General features: G+C 60.6%; 12 protein-coding genes. 6 read left to right on the top strand and 6 right to left on the bottom strand.

The genetic code is table 11. The annotated features are described in order from the left end of the window. The first annotated feature begins 180 nt into the window (after positions 1-180). Entirely contained in the window at positions 181-813 is a 633-nt protein-coding gene (locus tag GY33_RS0111080) for a peroxiredoxin (protein ID WP_031387394.1), read from the top strand. Positions 814-891: 78 nt separating this feature from the next. Here the strand turns inward: GY33_RS0111080 and GY33_RS0111085 are convergent, their stop codons facing one another. Beyond that, a complete protein-coding gene (locus GY33_RS0111085) occupies positions 892-1221 on the bottom strand; it encodes a type II toxin-antitoxin system PemK/MazF family toxin (protein WP_031387395.1) in 330 nt (109 codons plus the stop codon). Beyond that, positions 1205-1480 (bottom strand): AbrB/MazE/SpoVT family DNA-binding domain-containing protein, encoded by a 276-nt coding sequence (locus tag GY33_RS0111090; RefSeq protein ID WP_031387396.1) that lies wholly within the window; start codon positions 1478-1480, stop codon positions 1205-1207. Before GY33_RS0111090 ends, GY33_RS0111085 begins: the two co-directional genes overlap by 17 nt. 319 nt (positions 1481-1799) lie before the next feature. Here GY33_RS0111090 and GY33_RS0111100 point away from each other — a divergent pair, with 319 nt between their 5' ends. The 4 genes from GY33_RS0111100 (at position 1800) to GY33_RS0111115 (ending at position 5563) form a co-directional block, all read left to right on the top strand. Continuing rightward, positions 1800-2432 (top strand): TMEM165/GDT1 family protein, encoded by a 633-nt coding sequence (locus GY33_RS0111100; protein ID WP_031387397.1) that lies wholly within the window; start codon positions 1800-1802, stop codon positions 2430-2432. 52 nt (positions 2433-2484) lie between these two features. Then, positions 2485-3456, top strand: coding sequence for a UDP-glucuronic acid decarboxylase family protein (locus tag GY33_RS0111105; protein WP_031387398.1), 972 nt, complete (start codon positions 2485-2487; stop codon positions 3454-3456). Positions 3457-3483: 27 nt separating this feature from the next. Then, complete coding sequence (gene budA / locus GY33_RS0111110) at positions 3484-4224, top strand: acetolactate decarboxylase (protein WP_031387399.1); 741 nt, start codon at positions 3484-3486, stop codon at positions 4222-4224. A 148-nt stretch (positions 4225-4372) separates the two neighbouring features. After that, entirely contained in the window at positions 4373-5563 is a 1191-nt protein-coding gene (locus GY33_RS0111115; protein WP_035271893.1) for an ABC transporter substrate-binding protein, read from the top strand. A gap of 26 nt (positions 5564-5589) precedes the next feature. On the opposite strand, the gene GY33_RS0111120 is transcribed toward GY33_RS0111115, so the two are convergent. Genes GY33_RS0111120 through alr form a run of 3 tightly spaced genes read right to left on the bottom strand, consistent with a single transcriptional unit; the run spans position 5590 to position 10719 of the window. Then, a complete protein-coding gene (locus GY33_RS0111120) occupies positions 5590-7113 on the bottom strand; it encodes a glutamate-cysteine ligase family protein (protein WP_051822529.1) in 1524 nt (507 codons plus the stop codon). Next, positions 7113-9572, bottom strand: coding sequence for an MFS transporter (locus tag GY33_RS0111125; protein WP_031387402.1), 2460 nt, complete (start codon positions 9570-9572; stop codon positions 7113-7115). Before GY33_RS0111125 ends, GY33_RS0111120 begins: the two co-directional genes overlap by 1 nt. A gap of 7 nt (positions 9573-9579) precedes the next feature. After that, a complete protein-coding gene (alr, locus tag GY33_RS0111130) occupies positions 9580-10719 on the bottom strand; it encodes an alanine racemase (RefSeq protein ID WP_031387403.1) in 1140 nt (379 codons plus the stop codon). A 111-nt stretch (positions 10720-10830) separates the two neighbouring features. Here alr and GY33_RS0111135 point away from each other — a divergent pair, with 111 nt between their 5' ends. After that, positions 10831-12894 (top strand): SpoIIE family protein phosphatase, encoded by a 2064-nt coding sequence (locus GY33_RS0111135; RefSeq protein ID WP_031387404.1) that lies wholly within the window; start codon positions 10831-10833, stop codon positions 12892-12894. 60 nt (positions 12895-12954) lie between these two features. Here GY33_RS0111135 and xrtA read toward each other — a convergent pair whose 3' ends face one another. After that, positions 12955-13815, bottom strand: coding sequence for an exosortase A (gene xrtA / locus GY33_RS0111140; RefSeq protein ID WP_031387405.1), 861 nt, complete (start codon positions 13813-13815; stop codon positions 12955-12957). Between the last annotated feature and the right edge of the window lie 116 nt (positions 13816-13931).

The raw sequence follows: 13931 nt of genomic DNA on the forward strand, positions 1-13931 counted from the left end.
TGAAACGTTAGGGAAATACGCTTTTTGAGCGGCGGCATAGGTTGTTTTCGGAGGTTCTTGAAATCGGTCGAGAACGGCTTGACAAGAATCACCGTAATCGATAATATAAATCATTCCTTTTAACGGAAAAGACTGGGTAAACTCTTTCTTCTCAAACTCAACAAAACGGAGGGCTGTATCATGGGATGTGACGTCAAACCGCATCATGAACCGGTGGAACATGTGAAGATTGGAAAGAAGGTTTGTGATTTTGCTATGGAAACCTATGACCCGAAAGAGGGATCTTTCGGAACCGTGAGCCTGAAGGAATTGAACAAGGCCGGAAAATGGGTCGTACTCTTTTTTTATCCGGCGGACTTTACCTTTGTCTGCCCCACGGAATTGGCCGACTTGGCGGACAAATACGCGACCTTGGAGCAGATGGGTTGCGAGGTGATCGCAGTGTCCACGGACACCAAGTTTTCGCACTTGGCCTGGAGGAACAGCGAGAAGCTGCTGGAGAAGGTGAAGTACATCATGGCCGCGGACCCCAACGGCGCGGTGTCCCGCTATTTCGGCGTCTACGACTGCCATACCGGGCTGGATCTGCGCGGGACGTTCATCATCAATCCGGAAGGGGTTTTGGTCTCTTCGGAGATCAATTTCTTCAACGTGGGTCGGAACTCGGACGAGCTGCTGCGAAAGATGGAGGCCAACATCTACCTCCTGGACCATCCGGCGGAAGCCTGCCCCGCGAAATGGACCAAGGGCGAAAAAACCCTGACCCCTTCGGAAAAACTCGTGGGCAAGGTTTATGAATCCTTGAACGAATAGACGCGAATCCTTGTTCTGGAATCCTTTTTCAACGGGTCGGCGTCCTCGCGACGTTGACCCGTTTTCTTTTTGCGTCGCTCACTCGCCGTACATTTCCGTGATCAGGGCGCGTAACCGGGCTGCTTGGGCCTCGGACAGTTCGTCGATTTTTCGGCTTAAACGCTGCCTGCTGATGGTTCGGATCTGGTCAACGGCGATCTCGGTGTTTTTTCCCGCGCATTCGACTTGAAGGCGGGAGCGCCAACGGGGGTGCAGGCGCGTGGTCAACGGACAGACGACAACGGTCTCCAGGTATCGGTTCATTTCGTTTCGGCTGACGACGACCACCGGACGGACCTTTTTGATTTCACTTCCGATGGTTGGATTGAGGTCGGCAAGGTAGATGTCGTATCTAGAAATTGTCGTCATCGTCTTGTTCCACTCCGTCCAGCAGCGTCGCCTCGAAATCGTCCCAGCACTCCTTTTCCTCGGCCATGGTCTGGAATGTTTCCTCCCAGGTGAGTTTGCCGTCTCCCGGCTCGCGCAAGAGCAAACCCTTTTCGGTTTCCTCAAGCACAAGGGCATTCAGAAAACCGTACTTTTTAAGGAGTCGGCTCGGGATTCTGACGCCTTTTGAGTTGCCGATGGGCACGAGCTTGATGGCGTGCATGCGGGTGTGATGTTCCATGCGTGATGCTCCTTGTCGTATCGCTGGCAATCCGGTGATTTCACGTTTTTGCTGAATGTAATTCATTGTAATTACATTTTGAGGGAGTGTCGAGGGGACCGGGATGCTTAGGATGAGCCGGTGAACAGTTGGCAAGCCTTGTGCAGCTGTCTTTTGGCGTTGTCTCCCGCAGTGGTTTTGGCGCGGTGGTTTTGGCGCTTGCCCTTCATCCATGCACCCTGCTAGAGGTGACGCGGAAACGCGAAGAGTGATTTGGATGGCGTGAAATTGATCCAAACGGGGCGCATGCCGACGATGTTCGTCATGAGACAAGGAAGCCATGGAGCACGTTTTTGCGGTTTTGGCCGCCACGGGGTTGGGCGTTGGCGGAATAGATTTTTTGATTGCCTCGGGAACCAGTTTTTTGTTGATCTTCGCCGCGGAGATCGGCGACAAGAGCCAGTTGGTCTGTATGGTCATGGCCGCCCGACACCGGGCATTTCCGGTGATGGTCGGCAGTGCGTTGGCCTTTGTCGTCCTGAACACCCTGGCGGTGGTTTTCGGGGCGGCCCTGGCCAATTGGATTCCGGAGGCGGTGATCTATGCCATCGTGGCGGTGCTGTTCCTGATTTTCGGCATCCAGGCCATGCGGGCCGAGGAGGAACCTGACCGGGAATGCACGAGTCCGCCAAGCGGGCGCGGTATTTTCCTGGCTACTTTTGCCCTGATCTTCGTGGCCGAATTCGGCGACAAGACGCAGTTGGCCGTGGTCGGTTTGAGCAGCACGAGTATTCCCCTGGCCGTTTGGGCCGGAGCCACGACGGCCTTGATCCTGACCTCCGCCCTGGGGATCTGGGCCGGTTGCACCGTGCTGCAACGCATTCCCATCAAACTGCTGCACCGCGTCAGCGGGATGTTTTTCATTATCTTGGGGCTCTTCGCGGCCTTTCAAACCTGGCAGGCGGTATCGTAGCGGCGCGGAAGGCCGTGATTGCCTAACTTTACTTCAGGAGAGGGACTATTCAATGCATATTCATAAGCGCGTTCTGGTCACCGGCGGCGCGGGTTTTTTGGGTTCGTGGCTGTGCGAACGGTTGCTGGAGCGCGGCTGCATGGTGCTGTGTCTGGACAACTACTTCACCGGGTCCCGGATGAACGTGGAGCACTTGCTGGACAACAAGCACTTCGAGATCATGCGCCATGACGTCACCTTCCCATTGTTCGTGGAAGTGGATGAAATTTTTAACCTGGCCTGTCCGGCGTCTCCGATTCATTACCAGCACGATCCGGTGCAAACGACGAAAACATCGGTCCATGGGGCCATCAACATGCTCGGGCTGGCCAAGCGGACCCGTGCCAAAATCATGCAGGCCTCCACCTCCGAGGTCTACGGCAATCCCAGCGTGCATCCGCAGCCGGAGAGCTACTGGGGCAACGTCAACCCCACCGGCCCCCGTTCCTGCTACGACGAAGGCAAGCGCTGCGCCGAGACCCTGTTTTTCGATTACCACCGCCAGCACAAGCTGCGGATCAAGGTTGCACGAATCTTCAATACCTACGGACCGCGGATGCATCCCAACGATGGCCGGGTGGTCTCCAACTTCATCGTCCAGGCGTTGCTGAACAAGCCCATCACGGTATACGGCGACGGATCCCAGACCCGTTCATTCTGTTACGTGGAGGATCTGATCGACGGATTTCTGCGGTTGATGGACTCTCCGGACGAATTCACGGGCCCGGTCAATCTGGGTAATCCCGGGGAATTCACCATCAAGGAACTGGCCGAGAAAGTGGTGGCCATGACCGGGTCCGCTTCGGAGATCGTGTACAAGCCGCTGCCCAAGGACGATCCGGAACGCCGCAGACCGGACATCACCCTGGCTAAGGAACGGCTCGGTTGGGAACCACGGGTCAAGCTCGAAGAGGGCTTGGCCAAAACCGTGACCTTTTTTCAGAATCTGATAAAAAATTTCGGTCCAGCCGGCATCCTGGGATAGACGGACCACGACTCGCTGGAGGGTACCATGACGGAACGCACTCGAGAACCGGAACGGGACACCCTGTACCTTTCCGCTCCGGTGAACGCCCTGGTGGAAGGGATCTACCGCCAGAACACGACCTTGGGCCAGCTCAGGGAACATGGAGATTTCGGGCTGGGGACGTTCAACGATCTGGACGGGGAACTCGTCCTTCTGGGCGGCTCGGCGTTCCAGATCACCGGGGACGGTCGGGTGCACAGGCCTGGGGACGACGTCCTGACGCCCTTTGCCTGCGCCTGTTTTTTTCGGGAGCTGACCTTTGAGGAGGTCGACTCCGGCTTCGCGGACCTGGAAGCCCTGATGGCCCTGCTGGAAAACGAATTTCCTTCCCCGAACATGATGTACGCCTTGCGGGTGGACGGGGATTTCGAGTTCGTGCGCACCCGGTCCGTACCCAGGCAGGAACAGTATCGGCCCCTGACCGAGGCGACCAGGGATCAACCCACCTTTGAGATGAGCAATCTCTCCGGAACCCTGGCCGGATTCTTCACTCCGCGGTTCATGTCCTCCCTGAGCGTGCCCGGAGTGCATCTGCACTTCATTTCCGAGGACCGCCTGCGCGGCGGCCACCTGCTCCAATGCCGGGCCGTTCGCGCCCGCATCGGGATTCAAATCCTGCGCAGCCTGCGCATGGACCTGCCCGTGACCATGGACTACCTGACCGCGGACCTGAGCCGGGACCCCACCCAGGCCTTGCATCAGGCGGAAACGGAGCAGGACCGCTGACAAGGGCCATCTGGCGCTTTCCGGATCGAAATCGATTACTTGCAAGCTTCCGATTTCGATTTCGATAACGGATTAACGCGACAAGGGGTTGGCAATCCGGCCATCCCTCTGTTTTCCCCTTCACCTCTACGCTTCCGGAGGTTGGCATATGCGACGGGTTTGGAGAATTCTGATTTGCATCGGCATGATCTGCCTTTTGACGTTCGCGACGTCCGCGTCTTGGGCCCAGGACGCGGCCACCGCGCCTTGGGCCCAGGACGCGGCCACCGCGCCTCGGGACAATAACGGGCAAAAGTGGCGGATCGGTTATCTGGAGGGAGGCACCTTTCCGGATTATGAGGTGATTTTTCTGAGGATCGTCGCCGGACTAATGGATTTGGGCTGGATCAAGACCGCGCCGCTACCGACGGAGTACGACCCGGATCATAGGCGGACCTGGGAGTGGGTGGCGGACAACCTCCAGTCCGACTATCTGGAATTCGTCAAGGATGCTTTTTATACTTCGGGGTTCAAGCAGGATCTGCGTCAGGCCACCAAGGCCGAGCTGCTCGGCCGTTTGCAACGGGACAAGGATCTGGACTTGATTCTGGCCATGGGCACCTGGGCCGGACAGGATCTGGCCAATGACCAGCACTCCACGGCCACGGTGGTCGCTTCCACCAGCAATCCTTTGGGGTCGGGGATGATTAAGAGCATGGACGATTCCGGCTTTGATCATCTCCACGCCAAAGTCGAGCCGGAACGCTACGCCCGGCAGTTGCGGCTGTTCCACGACATCATCGGCTTCACCAGCATGGGGCTGGTCTACGAGGACAGCGCGGAAGGCCGGACCTTCGCGGCCCTGGAAGAGGCGGAAATGGTGGCCAGGGAACGCGGCTTCACCTTGCATCGCTGTTTCGCCAGCAACAATGACGTCACTTTGGAACAGGCCTCCGCCGAAGTTCGGGCCTGCTATGCAGAGTTGGCTCCCCAGGTGGAGGCCCTGTACATAACGGTCCACCGGGGCGAGGGATTGCCTAACCTGCCAAGCCTGCTTCCTCCGCTTCTGGAGCATAACGTGGCCACGTTCGCCATGGCCGGTTCGGAGCTTGTCAAGCACGGCGCGTTGCTGAGCATTGCCCAGGCCGGTTTCGCCTATGTCGGTCGATTCCATGCCGAAACAGTGGCCAGGATCTTCAACGGCGCCATGCCTCGCGACCTGCCTCAACGCTGGAACGCCCCTCCCAAGATCGCCATCAATCTGCGAACCGCGGAAATGATCGGCTTTGACCCGCCCTTCGACATCCTGGCCGCCGCGGACGAGGTCTACGACCAGATTGAGCCGGTAGGCGGGGAGTAGATCGAAGCGACGCGGCGGGATCGTTTTCAGACCGGAATCACCCGGCGGGCCTGGATCAGATCTCGCAGCCGCTGGGTCGGTGGGCCGCTGGTTCGCGCAAAGCGGGCCAGGGCCCGGTCCGCTCCGGTCTTTTCGGTCCGCAGGACCCAGAGCGGATAGGCCAGCATCCAGTTCTGGTCCGCGGCCAGGGCATTGCCGGCGATTTCCAGGACCGCGGCGCAGATGTGGCGCAGCTTGATTCCACCAAACTCTCCGTCCAAGGCATTGCGCACGGCCTGCTCCCGCAGGCCGATCCACTCCGACCAGGCATGGCCGGCCACCAGCCGTTTGGTCCGGTCCAAATCCCGCAATAATCCATATTGCAGCGCACTGGGCGATACGGCGGCCGATGCGCCGACCTGCTCTCCGGCCAGGTCCAGCAGTTCCTGGTCCGCGAAGGTGGCCCCGGCGGCCCGTCCTTCCAGGTAGCAGTACGCCGCATGGTCCTGAAAAAAAGTCTCCAATTCATCAGGTTGTTCTTCGAGCAGAGCCAGGAAACGCTCCAGATCCGGCGCGGGCGTGGCAAAGGCGTACCGTAACCGGCAGTCGGCGTACTGGGCGAACTGGTGGTCTTCCAGATGGCGGATGGAAGGCGTTACGATCTTGGCGTTTCCCGGTCCATAGGGCACGACCCGGCGCGGACCTCCGCGCAAAAAATCCAAGAGGGGCGGATCGCCGGGCGCGAGAAAGGCCTGGCTGATACTTTTGCCCTGGCCGCTCTGCTCGGCGAACCACATCTGGGTGTCCAGGCCGAACATCCACGTCAGATAATCGGCCAGATTCCGAAACGGTTGATTGGGCGCGCGGTGCAGCTTGTGGTCCCCGGGCATCCGGGAGCAGTCCAACTGGCGCGGCCAGATGGTCAGCCGGTTTTCCTTGTTCGGGGTGAGGATGCCGGCCTCGAAGGGGCTGTTGGCATACAGGGCGATGAAGGCCGGGGCCAGGGCCAGCAGGCAGTTCAGGCCGCTGACGGCTTGGCTGAACTCCATCCCGGTGCTGGGGCTGTTCTGGGCTTTGGCGTCGAACCCGGACATGTGGTTCCAGCCGCGGTGCAGGATCTGGTAGTCGTAGATGGCTTTGGGCGCCCGGTGCGCGAAGTAGAAGTCCTCGTCCACCGCCACGGCGGGATGCTCGCTGAAATTCACCAGCATGGCCCCTTCCCGGGACAGGGCCGTGCTGACGTCTTTGATTTCCCGGCGGATCATCGCGGCCAGGTTGTCGAGGCTGTTTCCACCGGCGGCCACCGGGCCCAGGGAGCTTTCCAGATTATTGAAGCCATTGTCTATGGAGTGCAGGCCGCGTGAGCTGCGCAGGCCGTATTCACGGCCGTTGTCGCGCAGGGGCCGTGTGGTCAGGCCCTGGTCCGCGAGGATTTGGGCCAGACTGGCGAAAAAGCCGTGTACCGGATGGGTCGCGCCGGTGGAGGCATTGGCCGTGGGCATTTCCAGCTCCACGCCAAGACTGAATGGGTCCGTGCTCGTGGCGACCATGGGCTCACCCTTCCCGTTCATCACCCGTCGGCCCCCCGTTCCCGGGCCAGCACGAGAAATAATCCGGACAGAAGCATGTAGCCCAGACCCAGGACCACGAGCCCCTGGGCAATGCTGACGCCGGACATGAGCAGGCCCAGCAAGATCGGGCCAAGCATCTGCCCCAGCTTGTCCATGGACCGCTGGATGGCCATGGCTTTGCCCGGCCCCAGTTCCTGGGTGGCGCGCGACTTCAGGGCAAAAGCGGTCTGGGCCGAGGAACCGATGCTGCTGGCCACGCCGAGCAGGAAAATGGCCGCCATCACCGCCACAAAGCCCTGGTGCGTGGTGAGCAGAGCCAGGCCCAGCCCCCCGACCAGGCCGCCCGCGACGATGAACGGCGTTTTCCGTTCCCGGCGGTCCACGATCTTGCTGATCTGGGGGGCCAGATAGACCACGGACAGACCGTAGATCATCAACACCCGGCCAATGTCCGACTGGTTTACCCCCAACTGGTTCAGGTACAGCGGCGTAGCGAAGAAAAGCAGCCCCACCTGGCAGATGGAAAAAGGGATGACGCAGCAAAAAATCAGGGCAAAGGTGTTCCGGTGGGTCAGGTAGCGCAGCAGGGCGCGTGGTTCGACCAGAGCCGGGGAGCTTTGAACGGCTTGATCCGGAATCCGGCGCATGAACAGGAAAAAGAGGGCCAGCGAACAGGTCATCAGTATCGCTCCGACCAGAAACACCGCACTGAAGCCCAAGCGTTCAGCCAGCATTCCGCCCAGAGCCGTACCGCAGATATGTCCGGAAAAAATCCCGGCCACGAAATGCGAGCTGCCCTGTGCCCGGGTGGAGGGGGTGGATTGGGTGAAGAGAAAGGTTTGCAGGGACATCCAGGACAGGCCGTAGCCCAGGCCGCAGACCCCGCGGGCCAGAATGTATTGCAGGCCGTTATCGGCCTGGGAGCAGAAGAAGAGTCCCGCTGCCGTGACCAGCACCCCGGCCAGAAACGGCGGTCGCCAGCCCCGTCTGTCCGCCGTGGCCCCGGCAACCAGGGAGGCCAGCAGGGCGCAGAGCATTTCCAGGGAAATGGGCAGCCCCAGAACCAGATCCTTGGGCAATCCCCACATCGGAGCGTACAACTCGCGCATTTGCAGCGGCACGAAGGAGACGGGCAGAGCAAAGGCGAACAGGAACGCGAAGGCCGCGAATCGGGCCAGCAACAGGGTGTCCAGGTTCTCTCGTTCCGTGTTGGGCGGGCGGTTTTTCTCCGGGCGCTCCCTGATCCGGCTGACCAGAAAATAGATTTGTTCCACGATGAACAGCGAGGCGATCAGAGCCACGGTCAACGAGTCCAGCAGTATCTTCCAAAGCACCGCGTGCAGGGTCTTCGCGTTCAACGTGGCCCGAAGGCTGCCGACCTGGATGTCCGGATCCGGTCCCGTCACGGGCAGGACTATGGTCAGGTCCGCGGCGGACAAAAACAGCGATGGCCGCCCCGTTTCCCCGGGGGGCCGTGCCTGGGTCTGTCCCTGGGGCCGTGCCTGGGTCTGTCCCTGGGGCTGTCCCTGGATCTGGCCCTGGGCCAGGTAAGCCCCTTGAGCGTCTTGGAGGTCCAGTCTCGCCACCTCTGGATTGTTCTCCAGAATATCCAACAGGTATTCGTCCATCCGGCTGACCCGTTCCAGGCTGATCCCCCGAGCCAGAACCCGCTCCACTTCCTGGCGTAACAGATCCAGTTGGGCCTCAACCCGTTCCGTGAGCACACGGACATGGTCATGGTGGAATTGATGGGCGCTCAGGCCGGAAAAGGCGATCTGGGCCAGAATCGTGACCAGCAGCACGCGGAAGAAAATCTTGCGGCGCAGGGCGGTCATGTCCTTCTCCCGGACCTGGCGCAGGAGCAGGAACAAAGCCAGGGCCGCGACGGCGGAGATGGCCAGTCCGTAGAGCAGGCGCTGTTGCCAAAACAAGCGCACGCCGTCGCGGATGTTCTGCTTGGAAAAGGCGAAAACCACGGTACCGGCCAAAACAGAAGGGCTTTCGCCACCCATCCAGGATTGTCCCGGACCAAACAGCGGCATGGCGATTTGATAGGTTTGCGGGGTTTCCCGGGCATCCAGCAGGGGGTCGGCCAGGGTTATGGTCTTGCCGAGTTCACCAGGGGGGAAATCCAGAAACGCCGGGAATTGATCAACGGGGTGCAGGCTGTACAGGACATCGCCGTACGCGGAAAAGACCACGATATTCGTCAGGTCATCGTAACTGTCCGCGGATCGGGCAATCAGCTTGTCCATGCCCAGCAGGTTGTCCAGGGTTTTGCCAAAGCGCAACGCGCCTTCCAGTTGGCGCTTGAAATCCTTCTGAGGAACGGTGTATCGGGCCAGCTCCGAAGCCACGTGGATTTTTTCGAAGGAATTGGCCACCAGCACGATCATGAAGGCCTGGGAAAGGAGCAGGATCAAGATCGCGATGAGGGTGATTTTTTGGGTGTCGCGCATGGCCTGTTCAGAGCCGCGGATAGATTTTGCTGGCGGCCTGGAGCATCGGGGCGAGCAGTTCCCAGGTAGACCGGCCCAGGACCTGGCCGACGGTGCGCATGTTCACCGCTTCCCCGGCCAGGAGCACTTCGTCACCGGGTTTAACCCGTTGTGCATGGCTGACGTCAAGCAGGGACTGGGCCAGGGCCGGTTTGCCGATCAGCATGGCGGGCCGACCCTGGACCAAAGGCTGGAAGTTCCAGGCCAGATCGCCGTGCAGTCCCTGGGTGTAACCGCCGTGGATCACGGCTATCCGTCCGTCATGGACCATCCGGTGGGCGCGATGATATCCGACGTGGTCGCCGGTCCGGACCGCGCGGACCTGCATTATCCGCGTGGTCAGCTCGGCAATGGGCCGGGGGCGGTCCGTCCAGGTGTTGGGCCGCTCCAGGAAGCCGTAGAACAGCGTGCCCACCCGCAGGGCGTTGAACCGGCCGGAACAGAGTTCATCGGGAAAGCCCAGCAGGCCGGTGGAGCTGCCAAGATGGACCATCGGCGGCAACAGGCCCTGTTCTTCCAACTGTTCACAGACCAACCCGAAGGCGTTGATCTGGCACCGGGTGAAGGCGTTGCTCGCGTCGTCGTCGTGAAAGGTGGAGGACAGGTGGCTGTAAAGGCCCTCTACTCGAACATGGGCCATTTTGGCGAGGTCGGCCATCACCGGCTCGGCTCGGCCCGGGTCCACCCCGAATCGGAACAGGCCGGTATCCACCTTGAGATGCACCGTGAAGACCTGGCCGGGGCGGACCCGCAACCGGGCCAGCCGGGCCGCGAACTCTTCATCCGCCACGGTCAGGGTCAGGTCATGGGTCAATGCGTCGCGCAAGTCCGGGTGCAAGGGGTCGCTGAGAACAAGGATCGGGCCGGTCAGGCCGGCCTGGCGCAGGGCAATGCCTTCCGTGATTGAGCCGACCACCAGATGATCGACCATGCACTGCTTGAGCGCCCGGGCGATGGGGATCGCGCCGTGGCCATAAGCGTCGCATTTGACTACGCCCAAGAGCTGGACATGGGCCGGAACCCGGGCGCGAACCATGGCCACGTTGGACCGAAGGCGGTCCAGGTGAATGATGGCGGTGAGGTCCGGGCAGGAAGCAGGCTGGGGCATGGAGGACTGGGTAAGAGGTGGGTATGCGGCGGCGGGGCCGCTTGTGTTGGTGGTCGTTCATGCTGTATCGGCAGTCAACCAACCTCGCGTGCCGAGCCTACGGAGACAACAGTGTTACATTCCTTGAAAACGAAAATTTTCTTGCTGGTCAGCGTCATTCTGGCCCTGGTGGCTGTGTTCGTCCTCTATTTCACCGACCGGGACGTGGAGCAGGCCATGTTCGAGGCGGAGCAGCGCAGCGCCCGCAACGTGCTGGAGTTGGTGGAGCTGAACATCCAAAGCGGATACCGGGACCTAGTGCGTAGCCGGGTGGACGCGGTCAACGCCCACCGCCGCGCTTTGCGCGGCTTGACCATGATGGCACGGACCACGCTGGACGAGATATTTACCATGTCCGACCTGTCGGGGGAAGCCCGCGCCAGGGCCGAATCCCGAGCCCTGGACTGGTTGAGCCGCCCTCGTCCGGCCGAGGAGGGGGAGTTCCTGGTTTTCGATGCCCACGGCACGCTTCTGGCCCACCAGAATCCGGACGCCCGAGGCGGAGACCTGAACCTGATCCGGGACATCAAGGGCAGCTCGATGGCCGAAGCCGTACATTCGGAAGCACGGCGGCTGGGCGAGGTCTCCAGTATGTTTTTTTGGACCTGGACCGAACACGGCCAGCCGATAAAGAAATTCGGGTGGTTTGTCCATTACCCCCCCACGGATTGGGTCATTGGGGCGACCGTGGACATCGACGAGCTGGAGCAGGAAGGCGAGCGTAAGCTGGAGGAACTGCTCAACAATCTGCGGGCCAATTTCGGCAAAATCCGCATTGCCCAGTCCGGGTCCGTGATCCTGTTTAACGCCCAGGGCGAAGTGCTCATCGGGCCGGAGGAAAACAGCCTGGCCCCCATTCTGGACCTGGGCACGGCCATCAACGCCCTGACCGGCAAGCCTCTGCTGGAAGAGTTGAAAAACCTGGCCGCGGCCAAGGATCGCGAATCCATGCGTTTTGTCCCGCAATTCGCGGATGCCGCGGGCAAGATCCGCGAGCAGGAAGCCTTTTGCGGCTATTTCCGTGCCCTGGGCTGGTATGTCGCGGCCCTGGCCTACGTGGACGAGGTGGGAGCGCCAGCCAGGAACCTGGTGACCAGGTTGTCCGGGATCATCCTGGCCGTGCTCTTGGCCGGGCTGGTGTTGGGGTTGGTGCTGGCCGGGCGGATCGCCAAGCCGTTGAACGCCCTGGCGGTTTACGCCAAGGCCCTGCCGGAAACCGATTTCACGGCCCAGGAGGTTCAGGACCAATCCGCGGCCATTCGCCATTTGCCCCAGCGGCACAAGGACGAAGTGGGGCGCCTGGCTACGGCCTTGATGTTCATGGAAGGGGCGCTGCGCGAGAACATTCGGTCGCTCATCGAAACCACGGCGACCAACGAGCGGATCGAGGGCGAGCTGAACGTGGCCCGTGAAATCCAGCTCGGGCTGTTGCCCAAGACCTTTCCTCCCTTTCCCGAGCGCCGGGAGTTCGATCTGTTCGCCACGCTCAAGTCCGCCAAGGAAGTCGGCGGGGATCTCTACGATTTTTTCTTCATGGACGAGGAGCACTTTTGTTTTGCCGTGGGCGACGTCTCGGGCAAGGGCGTTCCCGCGGCCCTGTTCATGGCCATCACCCGGACCCTGCTGCGCACCGCTGGCGCCAGGGATCGTGATCCCGGCCCAATCATGGAAGCCATGAACAACGACCTGGCCCCGGACAATCCCAATTCCATGTTCGTGACCCTGTTCGTCGGCGTCCTGAATACCCGCACCGGCCGGTTGCGTTTCGCCAATGGCGGGCACAACAAGCCGGTGATCAAAAACCAGGACGGGGTGCACTTTCTGGAAGGCCGGAGCGGTCCCATGGTCGGAGCCATGGAGGATATCCCCTACAATGCCGTGGAAATTGACCTGGCCCCGGGTGAGATGATTCTTCTGTACACGGACGGGATTACCGAGGCCATGGACGAGGGGCTGGCCGTGTATTCGGACGAGCGCCTGCTGGCCACGATGGAGGCCGCGCCCATCGTCTCCGCGGAACAGATCATCCAGATCGTCTTGGAGGACGTGGCCCGGCATGTGGGCGCGGCCCAGCAATCCGACGACATCACCGCGCTCTGCCTGCGTTACGCCGGGCCGGTAGGCGGGCAGGGGTAAGTTGGATTGCTGAGGTGGAGCATTCTTCTTGCTTTCTTTTATCTCTCATCTTCGCACGCATCAGCTGTCAGTCTCCTGAGAGCGCTCCTTTCCAACAAGGCTCAGCAGCCCTCCCAGGACCACGAGGAGAACCATAGCCACGGCGAACACGGCAAAGCCCGCGAAGTCGTGGAAAAAACCTTCGGCCACCTGGGCACCCCAATGCTGGGCCAACACACCGGTGACAATGACCCGCATGGCGTTGGTCAGCACGGCAATAGGCACGGCCGAGGCGATAATGATCGCCTTTTTAATATGGCTCTTCTGTGTCAGAAAGGCGAAAGCCACGGCTAAAGCCAGGAGGGACATGATGGAGCGCAACCCGCTGCACGCGTCGGCCACTTCCAGCACGGTGTTCGTGAACATGATGATGTTGCCCTCGTTCCAGACCACCACGCCCATGATTTTCAGGGCGGCCACGGAAGCGTGCGTCACGAAGAGCTTCAGGGGGAAGGCCGCGGCATCGTAGATAATGTACGGGATGGGGATCATCAGGGCCAGGTAGAGCAGGGGCAGGGCCATGATCGTGAATACCCGGGTTCCAAACCAGTACAGTGTCATGCCGCATAGCAGCACGACCAGGGACAGGCGCATGTTGAAGTATTCCGTAGCCAGCCAGCCCAGGAGCAACTGGCACAGCCCGAAGATGACCACGATCAACCCGATGCCCGACGGTTTGACCGGCGCGGATTTGAGTTGGTCCCAGCGCTGGTAAATGAAGAAGGCGGAGATCAAAGGCACCAGAAATCCGTGGGAATAGTTGTCGTCGCTGGCCCATTGTCGAACCATGTCCGGGACAACGCCGTAGTAGAGACCGGCAAGCATGAGCAGGCTTGCCAGCAGGTGGAAACGATATTGTTTCAGTGCATCGAGGAATGTCATGGGATGGGTGCTTCCAGGGGTAGAAGGTTATCAGGTTCAAAAGAATTTCTTCGCCGGCCCGGATCTTGTCCGGGAAACAAGGACTTCTGAATAAATAGCAAGTCCCGTTCCATTGC

Origin of the sequence: Desulfonatronum thiodismutans (assembly GCF_000717475.1) — a bacterium.
Lineage (GTDB): Bacteria > Desulfobacterota > Desulfovibrionia > Desulfovibrionales > Desulfonatronaceae > Desulfonatronum > Desulfonatronum thiodismutans.